At 54.9% G+C, this 22,736-nt stretch carries 21 protein-coding genes; 9 read left to right on the top strand and 12 right to left on the bottom strand.

The window, feature by feature from the left end; genetic code table 11:
- Positions 1 to 192: 192 nt before the first annotated feature.
- The 7 genes from BMI79_RS24375 to apbC all read right to left on the bottom strand — a co-directional run bounded on the left by BMI79_RS24375 (position 193) and on the right by apbC (position 8,303).
- Complete coding sequence (locus tag BMI79_RS24375) at positions 193 to 318, bottom strand: hypothetical protein (RefSeq protein ID WP_279626658.1); 126 nt, start codon at positions 316 to 318, stop codon at positions 193 to 195.
- A gap of 156 nt (positions 319 to 474) precedes the next feature.
- Positions 475 to 1,830 (bottom strand): anaerobic C4-dicarboxylate transporter DcuC, encoded by a 1,356-nt coding sequence (gene dcuC, locus BMI79_RS05955; RefSeq protein ID WP_076941216.1) that lies wholly within the window; start codon positions 1,828 to 1,830, stop codon positions 475 to 477.
- A 245-nt stretch (positions 1,831 to 2,075) separates the two neighbouring features.
- The gene (locus BMI79_RS05950) at positions 2,076 to 3,470 is read right to left on the bottom strand and encodes a M24 family metallopeptidase (RefSeq protein WP_076941215.1); all 1,395 of its coding nucleotides are present in this window, start codon (positions 3,468 to 3,470) and stop codon (positions 2,076 to 2,078) included.
- A 67-nt stretch (positions 3,471 to 3,537) separates the two neighbouring features.
- A complete protein-coding gene (gene asmA / locus BMI79_RS05945) occupies positions 3,538 to 5,379 on the bottom strand; it encodes an outer membrane assembly protein AsmA (RefSeq protein WP_076941245.1) in 1,842 nt (613 codons plus the stop codon).
- A 45-nt stretch (positions 5,380 to 5,424) separates the two neighbouring features.
- Positions 5,425 to 6,006 (bottom strand): dCTP deaminase, encoded by a 582-nt coding sequence (gene dcd / locus BMI79_RS05940; RefSeq protein WP_076941214.1) that lies wholly within the window; start codon positions 6,004 to 6,006, stop codon positions 5,425 to 5,427.
- A 131-nt stretch (positions 6,007 to 6,137) separates the two neighbouring features.
- Entirely contained in the window at positions 6,138 to 6,779 is a 642-nt protein-coding gene (udk, locus tag BMI79_RS05935) for a uridine kinase (RefSeq protein ID WP_076941213.1), read from the bottom strand.
- Between the two features lie 411 nt (positions 6,780 to 7,190).
- Complete coding sequence (gene apbC / locus BMI79_RS05930) at positions 7,191 to 8,303, bottom strand: iron-sulfur cluster carrier protein ApbC (protein WP_076941212.1); 1,113 nt, start codon at positions 8,301 to 8,303, stop codon at positions 7,191 to 7,193.
- 162 nt (positions 8,304 to 8,465) lie between these two features.
- Here apbC and metG point away from each other — a divergent pair, with 162 nt between their 5' ends.
- Positions 8,466 to 10,493 carry a methionine--tRNA ligase gene (gene metG, locus BMI79_RS05925; protein WP_076941211.1) on the top strand — a complete coding sequence of 676 codons (2,028 nt, stop codon included), beginning with the start codon at positions 8,466 to 8,468 and terminating at the stop codon, positions 10,491 to 10,493.
- 648 nt (positions 10,494 to 11,141) lie between these two features.
- Here metG and BMI79_RS05920 read toward each other — a convergent pair.
- Complete coding sequence (locus tag BMI79_RS05920) at positions 11,142 to 11,531, bottom strand: endonuclease domain-containing protein (RefSeq protein WP_076941210.1); 390 nt, start codon at positions 11,529 to 11,531, stop codon at positions 11,142 to 11,144.
- A 230-nt stretch (positions 11,532 to 11,761) separates the two neighbouring features.
- Here BMI79_RS05920 and BMI79_RS05915 point away from each other — a divergent pair, with 230 nt between their 5' ends.
- The 7 genes from BMI79_RS05915 to BMI79_RS05885 all read left to right on the top strand — a co-directional run bounded on the left by BMI79_RS05915 (position 11,762) and on the right by BMI79_RS05885 (position 18,675).
- Entirely contained in the window at positions 11,762 to 12,985 is a 1,224-nt protein-coding gene (locus BMI79_RS05915) for an MFS transporter (RefSeq protein WP_076941209.1), read from the top strand.
- Positions 12,986 to 13,122: 137 nt separating this feature from the next.
- The gene (locus BMI79_RS05910; RefSeq protein ID WP_076941208.1) at positions 13,123 to 13,530 is read left to right on the top strand and encodes a CidA/LrgA family protein; all 408 of its coding nucleotides are present in this window, start codon (positions 13,123 to 13,125) and stop codon (positions 13,528 to 13,530) included.
- Positions 13,527 to 14,222 (top strand): CidB/LrgB family autolysis modulator, encoded by a 696-nt coding sequence (locus BMI79_RS05905; RefSeq protein WP_076941207.1) that lies wholly within the window; start codon positions 13,527 to 13,529, stop codon positions 14,220 to 14,222. The genes BMI79_RS05910 and BMI79_RS05905 overlap by 4 nt, the downstream gene beginning before the upstream one ends.
- Before the next feature lie 221 nt (positions 14,223 to 14,443).
- On the top strand, positions 14,444 to 15,328 hold the full coding sequence (cdd, locus tag BMI79_RS05900; protein ID WP_076941206.1) for a cytidine deaminase: 885 nt from the start codon (positions 14,444 to 14,446) through the stop codon (positions 15,326 to 15,328).
- A gap of 169 nt (positions 15,329 to 15,497) precedes the next feature.
- On the top strand, positions 15,498 to 17,195 hold the full coding sequence (locus BMI79_RS05895; RefSeq protein WP_076941205.1) for an NAD-dependent malic enzyme: 1,698 nt from the start codon (positions 15,498 to 15,500) through the stop codon (positions 17,193 to 17,195).
- A 177-nt stretch (positions 17,196 to 17,372) separates the two neighbouring features.
- Complete coding sequence (sanA, locus tag BMI79_RS05890; RefSeq protein WP_076941204.1) at positions 17,373 to 18,122, top strand: outer membrane permeability protein SanA; 750 nt, start codon at positions 17,373 to 17,375, stop codon at positions 18,120 to 18,122.
- Between the two features lie 25 nt (positions 18,123 to 18,147).
- Positions 18,148 to 18,675 carry a cysteine hydrolase family protein gene (locus BMI79_RS05885; protein WP_076941203.1) on the top strand — a complete coding sequence of 176 codons (528 nt, stop codon included), beginning with the start codon at positions 18,148 to 18,150 and terminating at the stop codon, positions 18,673 to 18,675.
- 210 nt (positions 18,676 to 18,885) lie between these two features.
- Here BMI79_RS05885 and BMI79_RS05880 read toward each other — a convergent pair whose 3' ends face one another.
- Positions 18,886 to 20,004 (bottom strand): succinylglutamate desuccinylase/aspartoacylase family protein, encoded by a 1,119-nt coding sequence (locus tag BMI79_RS05880; RefSeq protein WP_076941202.1) that lies wholly within the window; start codon positions 20,002 to 20,004, stop codon positions 18,886 to 18,888.
- 14 nt (positions 20,005 to 20,018) lie between these two features.
- Here BMI79_RS05880 and BMI79_RS05875 point away from each other — a divergent pair, with 14 nt between their 5' ends.
- A complete protein-coding gene (locus tag BMI79_RS05875; RefSeq protein WP_076941201.1) occupies positions 20,019 to 20,474 on the top strand; it encodes an Lrp/AsnC family transcriptional regulator in 456 nt (151 codons plus the stop codon).
- Positions 20,475 to 20,487: 13 nt separating this feature from the next.
- On the opposite strand, the gene BMI79_RS05870 is transcribed toward BMI79_RS05875, so the two are convergent.
- From BMI79_RS05870 to BMI79_RS05860, 3 genes are read right to left on the bottom strand one after another with little or no spacing between them, the layout of a single operon-like run.
- Positions 20,488 to 21,210, bottom strand: coding sequence for an ABC transporter permease (locus BMI79_RS05870; RefSeq protein WP_076941200.1), 723 nt, complete (start codon positions 21,208 to 21,210; stop codon positions 20,488 to 20,490).
- On the bottom strand, positions 21,210 to 21,902 hold the full coding sequence (locus BMI79_RS05865; protein WP_076941199.1) for an ABC transporter permease: 693 nt from the start codon (positions 21,900 to 21,902) through the stop codon (positions 21,210 to 21,212). The genes BMI79_RS05870 and BMI79_RS05865 overlap by 1 nt, the downstream gene beginning before the upstream one ends.
- Positions 21,903 to 21,940: 38 nt before the next feature.
- Positions 21,941 to 22,714: an ABC transporter substrate-binding protein gene (locus BMI79_RS05860; protein WP_076941198.1), complete on the bottom strand. Its 774-nt coding sequence runs from the start codon at positions 22,712 to 22,714 to the stop codon at positions 21,941 to 21,943.
- Between the last annotated feature and the right edge of the window lie 22 nt (positions 22,715 to 22,736).

The raw sequence follows: 22,736 nt of genomic DNA, 5'->3' as shown, positions 1-22,736 counted from the left end.
TCATGAAACCGACGTGGCGCAATAAGCTCTCCCACGGGCTTGGTGTCCCAGAGGGCGTACGTGCTGCCACGCCGGGTAAGAACACGGTACAACCTATCTTTTTACATCAACTACAAACATACAAGGGCCGGGGTGAGGGGCTTCGGTGCAGCAATATCCCCCTCTCCGCGCAAAACCGCCCAGCATTGCCGATCAGCGCACCGGAACCAGCAGCTCTGTCGCCACCACCACCACAATCAGCCCAACAATAACCGGCACAGAAGTCCGCTCTCCCCAAGGGGGAGGGAACTGAGCGGTGCCTCCTTCCCCACCTGGCAAACAATCCGGGATGAACAACCTTAGCGCTATGCTCCCCTCGGTTCAAAAAGGGACAACTCGCTGGCATTCCCCCTCTCCCTGGGGGAGAGGGCCGGGGTGAGGGGCTTCGGTGCAGCAATATCCCCCTCTCCGCGCAAAACCGCCCAGCATTGCCGATCAGCGCACCGGAACCAGCAGCTCTGTCGCCACCACCACCACAATCAGCCCAACAATAACCGGCACAGAAGTCCGCTTCACTACCTCGAACGGTGAGATCTTCGCCATCCCGGCGACCGCCACCACAACACCAGAAACCGGTGACATTGTTCGGCCGAGGTTTGATGCCTGCAGCATCGGGATCACCAGATAAGCCGGATTCACCCCCATCTGTGCAGCCAATTTAGGGATCAGTTCGACAAACGCATAGAAAGGAGCATTACCCGAACCGGTAGTCATCGCAGCCAGCATGGTGATCACCACCAGAACCAGCATCATGATAATGCCACCCGTGCCAAACGACTGAGCCAGGCCGATCAACCCGCTGATAAACCCAACGGTGCTTAACCCCTGCGCAAATACCCCTGCCGCCACCAACAGCATCACCACGCTGGCAAACGCGTCCGCCATGCCACGGTAAGCCACTTCCAGGCCAGCAAATACGGTTTTGGCATTGAAGCTGCGGATAAACTCGATCACCGCAGTCAGTAACATGCAGATCACCAATATGGTAATAATATGCAGCTCAGGGCCCCATTTGCCGTCAAACACCAGCACCCCCAAGATCGGCGTAAACGGCAAAATAGCGTAGAAAGCCGGTGCATGGGTGGTGATTTCGCTCACATCAACAATATGATGCTGCTCATTGTTTTTCTTATCGAGATAGCGCTGCCAGAAGAAATGGGCAATCGCCATGCAGACAATGGCGGCAATCGAAATCGGCAACGTGGTTTTGAAGGCAAAATCCACCAGCGGCATTTCAGCCGCCTTGGCCGCCAGCACCACATCACCGGAGGTTGGTGAAAGGATGATCGCCGCTGGGGAAGCACAGATCGCCGCCGCCGCACCGCGGCTGATACCCACATTCACCATCAGCGGGAACAGCGTCGCCATCAACAGCACACCCAGCCCGGTGGCGGAAGACACCGCCAATGACATCAGGCAGGCGACAAAATAGGCGGCGATCATCAACAGATAAGGGGAGTTGATCATTTGCAGCGGGCGCGATGCCAGCTTCACCACCACGTCGTTGGCGCCAATATGCGTCATGTAGGCGGCAAAACCGCACAGCATCATGATCATCATGCCGAGATCGCCACCGCGGCTCATCAGCAGGATTTTCACATACTCGACAATGTCGGTTGCCCGCCAGCCGGTTGACGTGGCGCTGGCAGGCAAAACGCTTTTGCCCATCAATGCGCTGATCGTCAATAGCAGCAAGCCCCCAACCATCAGCACCCCAGTGGCCGAGTAACCTTTGATTATGTAACGGCCGACCCCCACCGCTACCAATGCACCAATCAGAAGCTCTAACATAATCCCTCGATTTAATTATTTTGTTTCTACTAAACACGCCATCACCACAGAATAGCGTCACACTCTGCCGAAGATCGGTACAGAATATTATGACACTCATCAAGGTTACGGGAGGAAACTATCAGGAAATAATGAAACTTCAGGCGGGAAAGGTCATTCAGGCTATCTGGATGCCACGTAAAACCCTCACCCCAGCGGAGAGGGTTAGCCTTAACTGACCAATATTAAGCCGACAAGCCGTCTTCTTAATTGCGTATCGCTAATGCCTTATCTTTGGCCAGGAAAAAGGGCCGAAGGTAAGCCACCGTATTGGATAGGGGAATCACATCGTCACTTAGGCGGATATTCAGCACCTGCTGGATATATTCGCGCCGTTTGGCGATCCGCGCCCAAAGCTGCGGGTACTCCTGCCTGATGTTCGCCTGAAGTTCAGCGCTGGCAACCGCCACGCACTCTTCGGCACTGACGCCGGTATACCCGGCTATAGACGGAATAATATCAATCTGGAGCATCATACCGCTGCTGATCTTTTCTTCCGATAGCGGGTAGATAGGCGAAGACATCCACTCTTCATCCGCAACGAGGTGCCCTGGGTTCAAATGCCAGCCATACTCTTTCTTGGGTAATACCTGCTCGATCAGCGCATAAAGCTCGCCGCCTTTCATGCCGATACGGATACTTTCCAGCCAAACTGCAACCGCGTGGTAATAAGGTTTGGCAACTCTCGCCAGATAGTCAGATTGGTTAGCGGGTAATTCACTCTCATCGGCAACCACGAACCCGTTACGGCTTGATAACCCCCCTTTATAGGCAGTGGTCAACGACAGCGGATCCCCACGCTGAATCACTTTGTGGGTTGGGTAAAAGTTTGCGTTTTCAAACCGCTGCCCCGTAGCGGCAATAGTGACCACCGTATTGTATTGCCCTTGCGCGGTGAGCCGCTGCCCGAGATCGGCCTCCTTGCGCCCAACGGCAACGCTATCCATGGCATCCATCATGCAGCTCGAAGAAAGGTTAGCACCGTACTCGTAGTGGGCGATTTCATTGGCATTATTCGTGGTTCTGGCACCATATGCTCCGCCAATAAACAGATGGGTGGCATTGACCAGCTCTGCTCTTGGAGCAAGGCTCTGCTTGATGGATTCAACAATAAAATAAGGCAGATCAAAGAGCGTTTGTTGATTCCCCAAGGTGCCCGTGAACATTTTCCACCCTACCAGGCCGACCTTCTGCTTGCTGCCCAAACCTGCTGCGCTAAAAAGTTCATGCAGCGGTTTTTCATGATCCATCGGCTGATTCGGCAAAGAAAAGTAGGGGCAGTGGAGCAGTTGAACGGGCAAACGTGAATGCCGCGCCATTTTCAGATTTTCATTACCGAGAATCACGGTGGCGCTGCCATTGGCTGCCAGCAACAGCAGCCCTTCTTCAAAGCGCGGGACAAAACCGGTCAGGTATTCGAAGTTACTACCATGCTCTTTATCAGCATAAATAAGCAACGCATCAAAATGTTCTGCCCTCATCCCGGCAAGAACTTTGCCCAAGCGCTCGGCCATCGTTTCTTTTGTCAGCGTGACCGGTGCCACCTGCGGAAAAGTGGCTGGTGGGGTAACCGCAACGAGATCAACACGTTCTATATTCATTTAGCATGCCCTTATGCATGGGTGCTTAACCACGTCACACGGGCCAGGCAAACGCCTGGCACATCAGCTATAGCTTATCGAGCAGCTTCTTCAGATCCTGCCCTTCATGCGAATTTTTATTCTTGTCAGCCCATTTATTCAGGGCTTCTTTGGCGCGATCCTGCAGCGCATTACGCAAAAGCTGCTCAACCTGCAGTTGGTAGTTAAGCTGTTCCCACGGCCCATACACCCGCAGTGGAATCGGCGTTCTCCGCAACTGTGCAATCAGGGCATTGTCCCCCTGCCAGCCCCCGGTCACCAGCACGTTCAGCGTCATATCACACTGCTTGCCTGGCATATCCAGCGTTCCTCCGCCGGTCAGGCTAAGCAATGCGGAATCCGCCTTCAGATCGCTGAGAGTCACCGTGCCGTTACGCAGGCTCCCCTTAGTGCTGATCTGTTGTACTTCGGTATAACGCTGATAACTATCCTGCCCGCGCACGCTGCTGTCATTCCGGGCCACCGCCTGCTGAATAAGCTGCTGAATGTTCAAGCCGTGCAGCTGGGCATTTTTCATCGCCATTTCAGCCGTGCCTTGCCAACGGTGTTCGAGAGAGGAGGCGGTAAAGCGATCGCCCGTCAAATCGCCCTGCATGCTGAAGGCACCGGTAAGTACCAATGGCATACCGAACGCCTTGAGCACATCGCCGAGTTCCACCTGCTGTAACCTGGGCTGGAGCTTGATGACCGGTTTATTGCCACGAACATCCAGCGAGCCAGGGAAAGCAAAATCACCGCCAGCCACGTTGCCAGACAGGCTTTTTACCGTCAGCAAGCCCTGCTGGTTATCCGCCTGGGCCTGCAGTTGGCTAATGATCAGCCCACGGTATACCACCTGTTCGGCCTTCAGGCTCAATTGAGCGTTAAAATCACGCAGTATCTGCAGATTCTGTTGCGGATCCTCTGCCTGGTTAGCAATTACCGGCGCAGAGGTGATCGACTGCGCTGCCTGTGCTTCATCGGCGGTTTTATTCTGCCAACCCGAAAGCGCATCCAGATTGAGATGGTTTGAGCTGAGATTCAGGGTATAGCTCGGCGTCGGGCCAAACTGCGCGCCGATCTCACCGGCCAGTTGGTTATCGTTGGCACTCAGCGCCAGTTGGCTGAGCACAATTTGCCGCGGCGACTGTTGGTACACCATCTGCACGCTGCCTTCGCCGTTGATCCCTGCTGCCGGAATATCTGCCCCTTCAAGCTGATAGTTGAACTGTGTGACTTTGGCGCTAACCTGGCGGGGGTACTGCTGCAGATCGAGATCGGCGGCCAGCGTGAATGCCAGATCGCGCTGATCGCGGTTCACCCGGCTGGAGAGCTCCATCTGTGCCTGATGCAAACCGTGTTGTTGCAGGGTTAAATTAATATCGCGAACGTTAATTTGCTCGTTGTTGGCGCGCTGCCAAATCAACAGGCTGTCCACCACCCGCAGGTTATCGATATCAAATTTCCACGCGGATTCACTGGCGTCATCGGCCTGGTTGCCACCGGGCGCAATCGGTGCGCCTGGCAGGGCTTGTTCTTCACTCTCAGGGGTCAGGCGGATAACGGCATTTTTCAGCATCACCTGTTTGACATACAGTTGATGAGAAATCAGTGGCAAAAGTTTGACATCAAGCCGCATATTCTCGGCGCTGATCACCGGAGCCTTGGCCCCTGGGGCAGTCAGCGTCATACGCCCGGCCAGAATACTGAGCTGCGGCCAGACGTGCCAGCGCAAATCGCCTTCCAGCGTCAGATGATAGCCACTACGCTGCTCAACCTTCTTGACCATATAGGCACGGAAATCATTCGGATTGACCAGCAGCACCAGAGCACTCATACCCGCCACCAGCACCACCAGCAAAATCACCAAAGCCGTCAGTAATCTTCTCATGCCATCCTCATTTATCAGCGCGCTACTGGCAAACATCCAGCGCTGTCAGTCTTTATCGATACGGCTGGCGACTGCCCCTTGCTGATCTTTGTACTTCGCATCCTGGCGGCTGTTATAGGGGCGCGCTGCGGGCCCGGTCAGCAGTTCAAAACTCAAAGCACCGATCAGCATACCGGGGCGTAACGCCAACGGCAGCTTACCTGAATTATAGAACTCCAATACGATGCGGCCGCGCCAGCCGGGATCAATACGATGTGCAGTGACGTGTACCATCAAGCCTAAACGCGCCAGAGAAGAACGGCCATCCAGCCAGCCCACCAGATCGTTGGGCAGCGTCACCGACTCCAGCGTGACCGCCAGCGCCAGTTCACCCGGGTGCAGGAAGAATGCCTCTCCTTCTGGCAGCACAATCTCGTCGCTCATTACGCGATCAAGCGCAGCGCCTACTTCATCTTTCGGCCCGCTGAGATCGATAAATGCGGCGGTATGCCCACGGAACACGCGAAACTGATTGCCCAGGCGGACGTCCACCGTGGCCCCGTTAATCCGCTCAATCGGCGGACGAGGCGAAATAGCCAGTTTTTCGCTATCCAGCCAGGCTTCTATATCGCGGTCGCACAGTCTCATTCGTTATCTCCATTCCATCAAGGCGTACAAATTCATACAAAAATTGCCACATAACGGCCCGTAGGTCTATGTCAGGGCGCAAATAGTTCGCCAAAGGCTGGAAAAACACGGTTCCCAGCCCTTGAAGGGGGTTATTCAAAGAATTGGCTGATTTTGGCTTTCAGAATATCGATCGCAATACGGTTTTTGCCACCGCGCGGCACGATGATATCGGCATACTGCTTGGAAGGCTCAATGAACTGCAGGAACATAGGGCGTACGGTTTTCTGGTATTGCGCCATCACCGAATCCATCGAACGGCCACGCTCATTCACGTCGCGCTTCATACGGCGCATCAGGCAAATATCTAACGGTGTGTCGACAAAGATCGAAAAGTTCATCGCCTGGCGTAGGCGAATGTCCGTGAGCAACAGGATACCTTCCAAAATGATGACTTTCTTCGGCTGCAGAAGCACCGTCTCTTTCTTGCGCGTATGTTCGGTGTAGCTATACAGCGGCAGTTCAATCGCCTGACCGGCTTTCAGCATTTGCAGGTGCTGGAACAGCAGATCGTGATCCATGGAGTTCGGGTGGTCATAATTGGTTTTAACCCGTTCTTCCATGGTCAAATGAGCCTGGTCTTTATAGTAACTGTCTTCCGGGATCACACCGATATGTTCATCACCCACCTGATCGCGGAGTTCACGATACAGGGTACTGGCGATAAGGCTTTTTCCGGAGGCAGATGCGCCAGCAATACCAATAATGACGCACTGATGCGGCTTGTCAGTCATAAAATTAAAGACCTGATTTATAGTGAGGAAAGGGGGAACTGAAAGCCGATGATTATAGGGAGTTAACCGGCACGGCGCCAGCGTTTATCCCTTGAGATACCGTTACTGGAACGGATTGCCGTTACGATCGCCCCCGTGCATAAACCTTTCGTGCGCGCAGCTCTGCACAAAGAACCGACACCCGCAGCCAGCACTCATCACCATTAAAAAACCCGGCCTGGTGCTTAATCCTTGTCAGTTAAACGCAAAACTGCATAATCGTGTGCAATTGCTAAAGGAGTCGCCCCCTCTCCCCGTGGGAGAGGGCCGGGGTGAGGGGCTTGTAGTGCGGTGTTCATCCCCTCACCCTAGCCCTCCCCAAGGGAGAGGGAACTGGTTACATTACGGGTTGGCATTAGCAACGACTTGGCTTTACAGCGCGCGGAAGAAAATCTCGGTCGGGATCGCTTCCCCTTGCCAGTACATCTGTGCCGCAACGCGCCCCGCCAGTTGGCGATACATCTCGGCAAATTCGCTGTCAGGGCGGCTGATAACCGTTGGCTGACCGCGATCCAAATCCTCACGCAGCGAGATATGCAGCGGCATCTGCCCCAGCAGGCGGCTGTTGTATTTCTTCACCAGCTTCTCTGCACCACCGGTGCCGAAAATGGGTTCATGATGGCCGCAGTTGCTGCAGATATGCATGCTCATGTTTTCGACAATGCCCAGCACCGGCACATGCACTTTCTCAAACATCACAATACCCTTGGCTGCATCCAGTAAGGCGATATCCTGCGGCGTGGTCACCACCAACGCGCCGGTCACCGGAATATTCTGCGACAGCGTCAGTTGAATATCGCCAGTACCTGGCGGCATATCCAACACCAGATAATCCAGATCCGGCCAAATCGTATCCTGCAGCAGTTGCAGCAGCGCCTTGCTGGCCATCGGGCCACGCCAGACCATGGCATTGTCGTCCGTTACCAGGTAGCCGATGGAATTGGTTGCCAGCCCATGAGCCATGATCGGGGCCATGTGCTGGCCATCTGGCGACGTTGGCCGCTCATGTTCGGTGCCCAGCATATTCGGGATCGACGGGCCATAGATGTCGGCATCGAGGATCCCGACCTTAGCCCCTTCTGCGGCCAGCGCCAGCGCCAGGTTGACGGCGGTGCTGGATTTACCCACCCCGCCCTTGCCGGAACTGACGGCAATAATATTACGCACGCCCTTCACACCGGCCTGATCGTTGGCCCGCTTCAGGGTGGCGATATCCTGTTTCAGTTTCCAGTCAATAGATTTTGCGCCCGTTACGCGCAGCAACTCATCACTGACCGTCGCTTTCAGCGTGGCAAAACCGCTGCGCCAGGCGAATGGCATAATCAGTTCAATATGCAGAACCTGATCCAGCATTGCACAGTGATGGATCGCTTTCAGCGCGGTCAGGTTATTTTTTAACGTCGGGTGTTCAAAGGCGGCCAATACACCGGTCACCAGGGCACGCAGAACTTCAGGGTTGGTCTGCTCGGGGGATTTTGCGTTCATCCCGGCTCCTTGATTTTTTTGAATGAATAGCATCGCCACAAGCATATCAGAACTGTGAGGTAACTCGCGCGTCTAACCCGAAAGAAACCACTCTGGCAGCAAAGAGCGCGATCGGTTAACATCAAAACCCCTTTTATTCATTACAGAAAGCAAGTTCTCATTATGGCTCAAGTCGCGAAAAAAATATTGGTGACGTGCGCGCTACCGTACGCAAATGGTTCTATCCATCTCGGCCACATGCTCGAGCACATCCAGGCAGATATCTGGGTTCGTTACCAACGAATGCGCGGCCACGAGGTTCATTTCATCTGTGCGGATGACGCGCACGGCACGCCGATCATGCTGAAAGCACAGCAGATGGGCATCCAGCCGGAAGAAATGATCGCAGCAATGAGCCACGAGCACCAACAGGATTTCGCCGGCTTTGGTATCAGCTATGACAACTATCATTCCACCCATAGCGAAGAAAACCGTGAACTGGCGAGCCTGATCTACAGCCGTTTGAAAGAGAACGGTTTTATCAAGAAACGCACTATTTCTCAGCTTTACGATCCGGAGAAAGGCATGTTCCTGCCCGATCGTTTCGTGAAGGGCACCTGTCCGAAGTGTAAAGCCCCTGATCAGTACGGCGATAACTGCGAAGTGTGCGGTGCGACCTACAGCCCGACCGAGCTTATCGACCCGAAATCCGTGGTGTCTGGTGCAACGCCGGTAATGCGCGACTCCGAGCATTTCTTCTTTGATCTACCGGCATTCAGCGACATGCTGCAAGCCTGGACTCGCTCTGGCGCGCTGCAAGAGCAGGTCGCGAACAAAATGCAGGAATGGTTCGAATCCGGCCTGCAGCAGTGGGATATTTCCCGCGATGCGCCGTATTTCGGCTTTGAAATCCCAGATGCAGCGGGCAAATACTTCTATGTCTGGCTGGATGCGCCGATCGGCTATATGGGATCGTTCAAAAACCTGTGCGACAAGCGTGGCGATCTGGACTTCGATGAGTTCTGGCGCAAAGATTCCACCACCGAGCTGTATCATTTTATCGGTAAAGACATCGTCTATTTCCACAGCCTGTTCTGGCCAGCAATGCTGGAAGGCAGCAACTTCCGCAAGCCCACCAACCTGTTTGTGCACGGTTATGTGACGGTGAACGGCGCGAAGATGTCTAAATCACGCGGCACCTTCATCAAGGCTGGCACCTACCTGCAGCATCTGGATGCCGACTGCCTGCGTTACTACTATGCCGCCAAGCTTTCCTCACGCATCGATGATATCGACCTGAATCTGGAAGATTTCGTGCAGCGTGTGAATGCCGATATTGTCAATAAAGTGGTCAACCTGGCTTCGCGTAACGCCGGTTTTATCAACAAGCGTTTTGGCGGGCAACTGGCTGACACATTGGCCGATCCGGCCCTGTATCAAACCTTTGTCGACGCCGCAGCCAGCATTGAAGAAGCCTACGCCAGCCGCGAAACCAGCCGGGCGATCCGCGAGATCATGGCGCTGGCCGACTTGGCTAACCGTTATGTGGACGAGCAGGCGCCGTGGGTTGTGGCGAAGCAAGAAGGCCGTGACGCCGATCTGCAAGCGATCTGCTCAATGGGCATCAACCTGTTCCGCATCCTGATGACTTACCTGAAGCCAGTATTGCCTGCGCTGACTGAGCGCACCGAGGCTTTCCTTAACTGTGAGCTGACTTGGGATACTATCGAGCAACCGCTGTTGGGCCATCAGGTGAACACCTTCAAAGCGCTGTTCAACCGTATCGATCTCGACAAAGTGAATGAAATGGTAGATTCATCGAAAGAAGACATGGCCACCGCGAAAGCCGTGACAGGCCCGCTGGCAGACGCTCCGATCCAGGAAACCATCACCTTTGACGATTTCGCTAAGGTCGACATGCGCATTGCGCTGATCAAGAGCGCCGAGTTTGTGGAAGGCTCCGATAAGCTGCTGAAGCTGCAGTTGGATCTGGGCGGCGAATCGCGCCAGATTTTCTCCGGTATCCGTTCAGCCTACCCGGACCCGAAACTGTTGGAAGGCCGTTTGACCATTATGGTCGCCAACCTGGCACCGCGTAAAATGCGCTTCGGCATTTCCGAAGGCATGGTGATGGCCGCAGGCCCGGGTGGGAAAGAAATCTTCCTGCTGAGCCCGGATAGCGGTGCACAGCCGGGTATGCAGGTGAAGTAAAGCCCCCGTTTAAGTCCCCTCACCCTAGCCCTCTCCCCCAGGGAGAGGGGATTGTTCAGTGCCAATCTCTGCAATGCCCCCCACACTTGGCGACTGTGATATGCAGCCCCAAACGCCCTATCTAACGTCCTTTCACTCTCCCTCGGGGAGAGGAGACTGTTCAGTGTCAATCTCTGCAATGCCCCCCACACTTGGCGGCTGTGATATACAGCCCCAAACGCCCTACCTAACGTCCTTTCACTCTCCCTCGGGGAGAGGAGACTGTTCAGTGTCAATCTCTGCAATGCCCCCCACACTTGGCGGCTGTGATATACAGCCCCAAACACCCCACCTAACGTCCTTTCACCCTCCCTCGGGGAGAGGAGACTGTTCAGTGTCAATCTCTGCAATGCCCCCCACACTTGGCGGCTGTGATATACAGCCCCAAACGCCCTACCTAACGTCCTTTCACCCTCCCTCGGAGAGAGGAGACTGTTCAGTGTCAATCTCTGCAATACACCCCCACACTTGGCGGCTGTGATATGCAGCCCCAAACACCCCACCTAACGTACTTTCACCCTCCCTCGGGGAGAGGAGACTGTTCAGTGTCAATCTCTGCAATGCCCCCCACACTTGGCGGCTATGATCATGCAACCCCAAACGCCCCACCTAACGTCCTTTTCCCCCTCTCCCTCGGGGAGAGGGTTGGGGTGAGGGGCGGCTCTGCAAATGCTGCAAAATAATCTGCGCAACCCCCTCCCAATTTTGGAAAATTTCATCGTTCCAAAACCGAATCACCGTAAATCCCTGTTGCTCAAGAAAACGGGTCCGCTGCCGATCATAAACAACCTGCTCCACATGCTGCCCTCCATCCAGCTCAATAATCAACCGGGCTTGCCAGCAGAGAAAATCTGCAAAATAAGGCCCGATAGGGCATTGCCGACGAAATTTAAACCCCGTGAACCGACGATCGCGCAGTTGCAGCCACAGCGCTTTTTCTGCCTCTGTCATACAGGATCTTAAACGACGAGCGGTGCTTAAAACGGTGACTGCCTTCATGACTACCTCCGCAACACAGCCTATCGCCCCCCTTTCGCTTTTACTCCCTATTCAAGCGCACATTGCGCTCCCGATTCCAAAAAAGTCGTCAATCCATCATGACTTGCCGGGGAGCTTTATGACGGGCTACGAACATCGCCCCTTTTTTTAAACAATTTTTCAGTTCTCCTCTTCTCTGGGCGACAAAATCAGTTAATGTATCAAGACTGTATGCATTAACAGGGTAGGTTATGAAGGGATTCCCCCCGCTGATCAACACGTTGCTGGCAAGCTCGTTAATATTGACTATTGGTCGCGGTGTCACGCTGCCCTTTATCACTATCTATCTTACCGAGCACTTCCACCTGCTGCCGAAGAGCGTAGGGGTTATCCTCGGTATCAGCCTGACGATCGGCATCATCAGCAGTTTTTATGGCGGCTATCTGGTCGATCGTTTTAATAAAAACCACCTTATTCTGCTAGCCATCCTGCTGTTTTCCCTGAGCTTCTTCGCCATTCCCTGGGTTCCAGGCTCCGGTGGTATCATCGCCGTATTAGCCATTCTGCATACGGCCTATGCGGTACTTGGCATCGCTATCAAAGCCTGCTTTGCTCACTGGCTGCCGGTCACTAAGCGCATCAAAGCCTTCTCGATGAATTACACGCTGGTTAACGTAGGTTGGGCCGTCGGCTCATCACTGGGTGTTATGGTTGCCGGTTACAGCCCGCTACTGCCGTTCTACCTCTCCGGTGCGCTGGCGCTATTCACCGTCGTAGCGCTGAGTTTGCGGATGCGCCACCAGCCTCCCCCACCACTGGCAGAGCCTCATGCCACGCCGGTTGCCGCGCCGAATTTCCGCCAGACGCTAAGCATTCTGCGCAGCGATCGGCGGCTGATCTATTTCACCATCGGCAGTGCGCTGGGTGCAGTTGTTTTCGGCCAGTTCACTGGCTATTTATCTCAGTACCTGATCACTACCGCCAACGCCGAATTCGCCTATCAAGTCATCGGCGTAGTAATGATCGTCAATGCCTGCATCGTGATCGCACTGCAATATCTGTTCAGCCGGGGTATGCGCCAGGACAACATGCTGCGCTGGCTGGCACTGGGGACCCTGTTCTTTGTTCTGGGGCTGATCGGCTTTTTGCTGGCCGGGCAATCGTTGTGGTTATGGGCGGTAGCGATGGCGATCTTCACCCTTGGGGAGATCATCGTTATCCCGGTTGAATATCTATTTATCGACTTTATCGCCCCTGCACACCTGAAAGGCAGCTATTACGGAGTACAAAGCCTCAGCAATCTGGGCGGTGCGATCAACCCGGTAATGTGTGGCTTCCTGCTAAGCTATACGCCACCGCCGGTGATGTTCCTGGTGTTAATTGCGGCGGCGCTATTCAGCCTGCTGTTCTTCTTTCTGGGCCACCGGTTAGCGGAACAACAGCGAACACTTATCCCTCTCAATAACCTGGAATAAGCACAGCGGCTACACTTAAACGGACCGGGTTCCTGCCGAAGTGACACATGCTTCATAACGCGCCCTCATGATGCATTTGTGGTTTAGCTCACAATTTAATTGTATGATGAATGCGTCAGATTAAATGGGAAGGGGTTATGGGTAACGTATTCATGCAGTGCTGGAAATATGCCAGGGCCATCGTGCTGATTTATCTCAGCCTATTTGCCGGAAACGCCGTTGCTGCGCTATTACCCATTGCCATCCCCGGCAGCATCATCGGTATGCTGATCCTGTTTGCCCTGCTCTCTTCACAAATCTTGCCCGCTAAATGGGTCAAGCCCGGCTGCCAACTGCTTATCCGCTACATGGTGTTGCTGTTCGTGCCGATCGGCATCGGTGTGATGCAGTATTACGACCAGATTATCGACGATCTCGGCCCGTTAGTGGTGTCATGCCTGCTCAGCACCTTGCTGGTGTTTGTGGTGGTCGGTTATACCTCTCACTATTTCCACCGCGAACGCCCTGCTCTCAGCAACGGCAAGAACGCGGAGAGCAAGAAATGAGCCATGATATCTGGTGGTCTTTACCGCTGACGCTGCTGGTGTTCTTCGGCGCCCGCAAGTTGTCACAATGGCTTAAGATGCCGCTGCTGAACCCACTGCTGGTTTCCATGGCAGTGATCATTCCTCTGCTGTTGCTGACGAAGATGCCCTACGAACGCTATTTTCAGGGCAGTAAAGTCCTCAATGATCTTCTGCAACCGGCGGTCGTAGCGCTCGCTTTTCCGCTTTACGAGCAACTCCATCAGATCCGCGCCCGTTGGAAGTCCATCATTATCGTGTGCTTTATTGGCAGTATGACCGCGATGATCAGCGGCGGCGCGATTGCGTTATTAATGGGGGCCAAGCCGGATATCGCGGCATCTATCATGCCCAAATCAGTGACGACGCCGATCGCCATGGCTATCGCAGAGTCGCTTGGCGGCATCCCCGCCATCAGCGCGGTCTGCGTGATTATAGTGGGTATTTTGGGGGCGGTTTTCGGCCATTCATTGCTTAATCTGCTGAAAATCAGCACCAAATCCTCACGCGGTTTAGCCATGGGCACCGCCTCACACGCGCTGGGCACCGCACGCAGCGCAGAAATAGATTATCAGGAAGGCGCGTTCAGCTCATTGGCACTGGTGATCTGCGGCATCATCACGTCTCTGATTGCACCGTTCCTGTTCCCAATATTGCTGCATTTGTTGGGGTAATCACAAAAACTTGCGATAAGTCTCGTAAACTCCATTTTAATTGCATTTATTTCATCAATAAAAAGACGATAATCACACTTTATTGTGAGAAGGTTACCTAGACTATTTTACCCAGCAGCATTCGATATGCAGATAGGCCATCACTGAACGACAAATTAAACAGCCGCCCTGCATCTTGATGAATGATGGGTCTATCCCGTTAACCTGTAGAGAGACTTTCTATGCACCCGCGTTTTCATACTGTTTACAGCGAACTGCCTGCAGCACTGCAATCCGCCCTGCGGCCTTATCTTGATACGCCTGATTTCCCTGCTATGTTCCAGGCCGATCAGGTAGCGGCGATCAAGCAACACTGCGGGCTGGATGATGATGCTCTGGCATTTGCTCTGCTGCCATTGGCTGCCACCTACTCGTTAGCCACCATCTCTCATTTTCACGTAGGGGCTGTGGCACGCGGCGTCAGTGGCAACCTGTATTTGGGTGCCAATATGGAGTTCGGCGGTGCGCCGCTGCAGCAAACCGTGCATGCAGAACAGTCGGTGATCACTCACGCCTGGCTGCGGGGTGAAACCGGGCTGGTTTCCATTACCGTCAACTACACCCCTTGCGGCCATTGCCGCCAATTTATGAATGAGCTCAACAGCGGCACCGATCTGCAAATCCTGCAGCCTGGGCGCGCAGCGGCCACTCTGGGGGATTACCTGCCGTATGCCTTTGGCCCGCAGGATCTTGAGATCAATGAACGCTTGATGAGCCCGATCGATCATGGCTTCCAACTAACGCTGGATGATGAACTGGCAAAAGCCGCGCTGGCGGCGGCCAACCGCAGCCATGCGCCTTACAGCAACGCCCACAGCGGCGTGGCGCTGGAGGCCGAAGATGGCACCCTGTATGCGGGCCGTTATGCGGAAAACGCCGCCTTCAACCCCAGCCTGCCACCGCTGCAGGCCGCACTGGTGTTGATGAATCTTTCCGGTGGCGACTGCCAGAAAATCCGCCGTGCGCTGTTGGCGGAAGCGCAGAGCGCTATTTTGACGCAGTGGGATGCCACTCAGGCCACGCTGGCCGCGCTAGGCTGCCAGAATGTCAGCCGGATCACTTTCTGAACCCTTGGCGGAAACGATGAGTTCCGCCCTCCTTTCGTTAAAAACCGTTTAACCGCCGATAATTGCATCAATTTACGTCATAAACTCATAACAATTGCTGTACATATTCTGCCGATCTTTTAGGATCTACGGCTATTACGGCTATCTGATACGTTTAAGAGCAAAACTGATGGAACTTGAATACGAAAGCAAACGCCCTCTCTACATCCCTTACGCTGGCCCTATACTGTTGGAATTCCCGTTACTCAATAAAGGCAGCGCCTTTACCGAAGAGGAACGCAGCCACTTTAACCTGCACGGTCTGCTGCCAGAAGCGGTGGAAACCATTGAAGAACAGGTTGAACGCGCTTATCGTCAGTACCAGGATTTTCAGAACGATAACGACAAACACATCTACCTGCGCAATATTCAGGACACCAACGAAACCCTGTTCTATCGCCTGTTGGAAGCGCACCTGAGTGAAATGATGCCGATCATCTACACGCCAACGGTGGGCGCAGCCTGTGAGCACTTCTCGGATATCTATCGCCGTGCCCGTGGCCTGTTTATCTCCTACCCGAACCGCGATCGCATTGATGATATGCTGCAAAACGCCACCAAACAGAACGTGAAAGTGATTGTGGTAACCGACGGCGAGCGCATCCTTGGCCTGGGCGATCAGGGGATCGGCGGTATGGGTATTCCGATCGGTAAGCTCTCGCTGTACACCGCCTGCGGGGGCATCAGCCCGGCGTACACGCTGCCGGTGGTGCTGGATGTCGGCACCAATAATCCGCAGCGTCTGAACGATCCGCTGTATATGGGCTGGCGTCACCCGCGCATTTCCGGCGACGAATACCATGCGTTTGTCGAAGAGTTCATTCAGGCGGTTAAACGCCGCTGGCCAAACGTCTTGCTGCAGTTCGAGGATTTCGCCCAGAACAACGCCACTCCGCTGCTCAACCGCTATCGTGATGAAATCTGCTGCTTCAACGACGACATTCAGGGCACCGCCGCCGTCACGCTCGGCAGCCTGATTGCCGCCAGCCGCGCCGCTGGGAGCCAACTGCGCGATCAAACCGTGGCCTTCCTCGGCGCTGGCTCCGCCGGTTGCGGTATTGCCGAACAGATCATCGCTCAGATGAAGTCTGAAGGCTTGAGCGAAGAAGAAGCGCGGGCACGGGTATTTATGGTCGATCGTTTCGGCCTGCTCACCGATAAGCTGCCAAACCTGCTCGACTTCCAGAGCAAGCTGGTGCAAAAAAGCGAAAACCTGGCCGCTTGGCAAGTGGAAAGCGATGCCATCTCCCTGCTGGAAGTGGTACGCAACGCCAAACCGACCATCCTGATCGGCGTTTCCGGCCAGCCGGGGCTGTTCACCGAAGAGCTGATCCGTGAAATGCATAAGCACTGCCCGCGCCCGATCGTCATGCCGCTGTCCAACCCTACCTCCCGCGTGGAAGCACGGCCGGAAGACATCATCAATTGGACCGAAGGTGCTGCGTTAGTGGCCACCGGCAGCCCGTTCACGCCGGTTGTCTACAAAGAGCAGGTATTCCCGATTGCCCAGTGCAACAACTCCTACATTTTCCCTGGCATTGGCCTGGGCGTTCTGGCCGCTGGCGCAACGCGCGTGACCGACGCAATGCTGATGGCCGCCAGCCGTGCGCTGGCCGACTGCTCGCCGCTGGCTACCGATGGCCACGGTGCGCTGCTGCCCAATATCGATGATATTCAGGGCGTATCCAAGTGCATTGCCATGGAAGTGGGCAAAGCCGCGCAGTTGCAAGGGGTGGCGGTAGTGACTTCGGAAGAGGCGCTGTCAAAAGCCATTGAGCACAACTTCTGGCGCCCGCAGTACCGCAGCTACAAACGCACATCGTTCTAAGCGTTAAAGATTGGGGGCAACATTATGCCCCCGATTCTCCCGCCTATGGCCGCATCTGAAGCAAACGCTGAAAAATACAGCGTATTACCTGCTGCGGACGGTGGAGCGCTTGCTTCAGCCAGACAGGTAAAGTAGCCTTGAATTCTACTTCAGTCATTAAGCGCGTAAGGCATCACTATGTGGAAACGCCTGATAATTGGCCTGTTAATCATCATTTCGCTGTTGATGGTAACGGCTATCGCGCTCGATCGTTGGATAAGCTGGCAAACCGCACCCTACGTTTATGACGAGCTGCAAGGATTACCGCATCGCCAGGTTGGTGTGGTGCTAGGGACCGCCAAATATTATCGTACTGGCGTGATCAATCAGTATTACCGCTATCGAATTCAGGGGGCGATCAACGCCTATAACAGCGGCAAGGTGAAATACCTGCTGCTGAGTGGTGACAACGCCCAGCAAAGTTACAATGAACCCATGACCATGCGCCGCGATCTGATCGCAGCTGGCGTTGCGCCGAGTGATATCGTGCTCGACTATGCCGGGTTCCGCACCCTCGACTCAATTGTGCGCACACGTAAAGTGTTCGACACCAACGATTTCATCATTATCACCCAGCGTTTCCACTGCGAACGTGCGCTGTTTATCGCGCTGCACATGGGCATTCAGGCACAATGCTATGCCGTACCGTCACCGAAAGACATGATGACGGTGCGCGCCCGTGAGATCTTTGCACGCCTGGGAGCCTTAACCGATCTGTATATTCTCAAACGCGAGCCGCGCTTCCTTGGCCCGCTGCTGCCAATCTCTTCGATGCACAACGTGCCGGAAGATGCGCAGGGTTACCCGGCGGTGTCGCCGGAGCAACTGGTGGAACTTGAGCACAAGCTGGCGACAGAAAAGCGTAGTGCTGCGGCTAAAAAGAGCTGACATAATCCGTAAGAGGGCAACCATCATGGCTGTACATACCAACCCCGCATTGATCGTCATAGATTTGCAGAATGACTACTTCCCACAGGGTAAATTTCCGCTGTGGAACACCACAAGTGTGCTGGAAAATATCAAAACGGCAATCGGTAAAGCGAATCAGGCGAATATTCCCGTTATCCTGGTGCAACATATTGCCGACGGCAGCAAAGGCATCGCGCCGTTCTTTAATGAAGGCACCGAAGGGGCTGATATTCATCCCGAGATCCTTGCCGCAGCGCCTGATGCCATTGTGGTCAAAAAAGCGTTCGCCGATAGCTTCTTCCACACTACGCTGGAAGCAGAACTGCAGCGGCTGGCGGTGACAGATCTGTGGATCTGCGGCATGATGACGCAGAACTGCGTTACCCATACCGCCATTTCCAAGTCAGCGGAAAAATATAGCGTTTCCGTCTTGCCAGACTGCAGCACCACGGTGAGTGAAATACTGCATTTGATCGCCTTGAATGCCATGTCAACGCGGGTGCCATTAGTGCCATCAACAGACCTGCTGTAAATGGTCGTTAGGTAGAAAAAAGCCAAACTGCTGGGTGCAGATACCAAGTTAATCACCACCATCTCCCCTCGCCCTACCCCTCTTCCCGAGGGAGAGGGGTACACTGGCCAAGAAGGTAGAAAACACTAGTCTGGTTTCCCCCTCTCCCTTCGGGAGGGCCGGGGTGAGGGCTTTGATTAGCCATACCTACGTGATGGACGGGTAAAAACCTCAGGCGGCAAGCCCACCGCCTCCCGCGTAAGGCGTTTTCCCGGCAATTTTAGCAATCTCTGCTCCCAAGGTGACAAACGGCGCGCTGCGGCAGGCATAGATCAGGCCGCCAGCCTGGGCATACACGGCGGTTACCGTATCCGTCAGCGGATCGATAACTTCGGCCACGATCTCATGTGCATCGACCCAATCCCCCGGCTGGCGCAGCAGCAGTAAAATACCGCTGGCGGGCGCACGCACAATCTCACCGGCGCTAAACGGCAACATCAACGTTTCCTGCTCCGGTACTACCGGTGGCTCGCCGCCGATCGCGCCGTAATATTGCAGATAACGGTAAAGACGCCCGGCATCGTTGCTGGCCAACGCGTGGCTGACATCCTGCTGCCCACGCAGTTCAAGCGTGACCGCCATGCACCCCAGGCCAAACTGGCGCCACTCCGTCTGGCTGGCCACCAGGCGATGCCAAGGCAGGCCACAGGCTTCATCAAACGAGCCGCCGCCGCTGTCCTGCGACAGCAGCACCGTGCCGATATCCATAAAACGCGCCAATATCTCCGCCTGCTGGCGATAGGCCGGATCGGCATACATATGCAAAATCGCCTGGTCATCACAATGCAGATCCAGCACCAGATCGGCGTCACACGCCAGCAACAGCAGTTGCTGGCGCAGCGCGGCCACCTCTGAGCGGATCGGCATTGCGCCGAGCGCTGCGATCATGGCACTGCGCACCCGTTGCCGGTAATCGCTGGCATCACTGAAGCTCTGCGCCAGTAAGGAATCCCGCACCCGCTGCGCCAGATCGGGGAAATCCCGGTTAAAATTGCCCCCGCTGACCAGATCAAAACGGCCAACGCCCCCGTTGAGCAGCACCTGCGCCAGCCCAATCGGGTTGGCGATCGGCACCACAACAATCTCACTGCGGATATCGCCCTGCCGCTCCGCCTGGCACAGCAATCTTTTCAGATAATGCAACACCAGCATTCCTGGCACTTCATCAGCATGTAAACTCGCCTGCAGGTATATTTTCTTCCCCACGCCGCGTTGGCCGAAATGAAAACTGGTTAATCGGCGCTGTCCGCCCAGCGCGTGTTCAGGTAGGTTATGGTGATTGATTTTCATTGGACGTCCCATCTATGGAAAAGAAAACGCAGCTTGACCGAATTGATAAAAAAATCCTTGAAATACTGCGCCGCGATGGCCGTATTTCTTACCGCAAGCTGTCCGAGCAGGTTAACCTCACACCGCGCCCCTGTCTGGAACGCGTGCGGATACTTGAACGCGCCGGTATTATCCGCGGTTACAGCACCCTGATTGAGCTGCCAGAACCGGAGCATGCGTTTGTGGTTCAGGCACAGATTGCGCTGGTCGATCACGGCCAGTCGCAGTCGGCATTTGAGCAGGAAATGCGCCAAGCGCCAGAGGTGCTGGACTGCTGGCTGGTCAGCGGCAGCTTCGATTTTCTGGTGCGCATCGGCTGCCAAAGCATGGAACACTACCGGCAGTTAGCCGATACCTGGCTGACCAGCAAAAAATTCCGCGTGGATAAAATCATGACCCTCACCGAGCTGCAAACCATCAAACGTTCCTGAACTGAAGCTGCAATCAACTGCGGCGGGCAAACGCCAGCCAGCGCCGTTCGGCACGTGAGAACAGGAAAATCAGCACAAAGGTGCAGATCAGGTACAGCGCTGCCGCCAGCAGAAAGGGAATAAACGGTGAATAGGTCGCGGCATAAACAGAGCGTGCTACGCCGGTGATATCCAACAGCGTGACGGTGCTGGCCAAAGACGTCGCGTGCAGCAGAAACACCATCTCATTGTTTAACGCCGGGATCCCGCGCCGCAGGGTTGCCGGCAACACCAACCGGCGGATAATCTGCGCACGGCTCATGCCAAAGGCCTCGCCGGCTACCCATTCCTGGCGTGGAAAAGTGACCATCATCCCGGCCAGCAGCTCAGTCACATAGGCGCTGGTGTTCAGCACCAGTGCCAGCGTGGCGCAAAAGGTGGCATCGCGGAACAGCAGCCAGAATGGCTGATCGTTCTGCCAACCCAGTTGCACCACATCGAACTGCGACAGGCCGTAGTAAATCAGCATCAATTGCAGGTAGAGCGGCGTGCTGCGGAAAAAGTAACTCAGGCTGCGGATCAGCATCGCCAGCGGACGCGGGCCATAAACCTGGCCAACCGCCATCAGCACCGCCAAGAGCATGCCGGGCACCACCGACAGCAGGAATAGCCTGGCGGTCACCGCCAGCCCGGTAGCATCGTTACCGTCGCTCCATAAGAACGCGGGTAGCGTATCCAGGATCGTTTGCAGATTCATCAGTAGATGTCCCTGGCCGTTGAAGAATACAGCGCATAGCGCCGCGCCAGGCGGTTAAACAGCCAGCTGGAAAGCGCGGTAATCACCATGTAGATCAGCGATACCAGGAAATAGAACAGGAAGGGTTTCTGGGTCGCCCGCCCGGCCTGCTCCGCCAGCCACACCATATCCTCCAGCCCAAGAATCGACACCAGCGCCGAGGCCTTCATCAGCCCCAGCCAGTTATTGTTGATGCCGGGAATGGCAAAACTCAGCATCTGCGGCAACATGACGCGGCGGAACACCTGCCCAGGCCGCATCCCATAGGCGATGGCCGCTTCCAACTGACCGTGATCCACCGTCTGAAATGCGCCGCGGAAGGTTTCGGTATAGTAAGCGCCGAACACAAAGCCTATCGCCAATACCCCAGAGATAAAGGTATTGAAGTGCACCTGCCCAACGCCCAACAGCCCGAGCAGGCCGTTCACCAGCATTTCACCGCCGAAGAACAGCAGCAGCATGATCACCAGTTCAGGGATGCCGCGCACCAGCGTGGTATAGCCAGTCGACAGCCAGCGTAACCAGGGCGGGCCAAACAGCTTGATAGCCGCATTGATCAGGCCAAGCAACAATGCCAACACCAGCGCCAACAGCATTACGCACAGCGAAAGCCCGGCCCCCTGCAACAGCAGCGGTAAATAGTCGGTTACCATGCTATCTCTCCATAAACCAGCCGCTTCATAAGGTTGAATTATTCGCCGTAGATATCGAAGCTGAAATATTTTTTCTGGATAGCATCGTAAGTCCCATCGGCGCGGATGGCCTTGATGGCCTCATTGAGTGCATCGCGCAGCGCCGGGTTAGCTTTTGCTACGGCGATCCCCACTTCTGAAGAGATACTCTCATCACGGATCACCGGGCCGGCAAAGGCAAAATTTTTGCCGCGTGGTGTATCGATAAAGCTGTTGCCCGCCTGGATGTTGTCTTGCAGCGACGCATCTATGCGCCCGGACATCAGATCGAGATAGACGTTATCCTGATTGGCATAAGAACGGACCTTCACCCCATTCCCTGCCCACTGTTTTTTGGCGTAAGCCTCATGCACCGAGCCGGTCTGCACCCCCACCGTTTTGCCTTTCAGGCTCTGAGCATCAGGCTGCAACGGGCTGCCTTTACGCGCCACCAGCTGGGCAGCACTGCGGTAATAACGATCGGTGAAGTCGACCTCCTTCTTGCGCTCTTCGGTGATATTGAGCGAAGCGATAATCGCATTAAACTTACCGGCGTTAAGCGCCGCAATCATGCTCTCGAACGGCTGTTTGACGAACACGCACTTCGCCTGCAACTGCGTGCACAATGCATTGGCGATATCAATATCAAAACCGGTGATCTCGCCGTTAGGCGCGAGTACGTCGAACGGTGGATAGCCGCCGTCCACGCCGAAGCTGATGGTGTCAAATGCCTTGGCGGCAAGCGGCGCACTCAATACCGAACTTATCAGCAGAACCGCAAACAGTTTTTTCATTATCTAATCCCTGTTGACTTGG

This window comes from Serratia oryzae (assembly GCF_001976145.1).
Lineage (GTDB): Bacteria > Pseudomonadota > Gammaproteobacteria > Enterobacterales > Enterobacteriaceae > Chania > Chania oryzae.
Note: the sequence above shows the minus strand (reverse complement) of the source record. Positions and strands in the feature narration are given on the sequence as shown.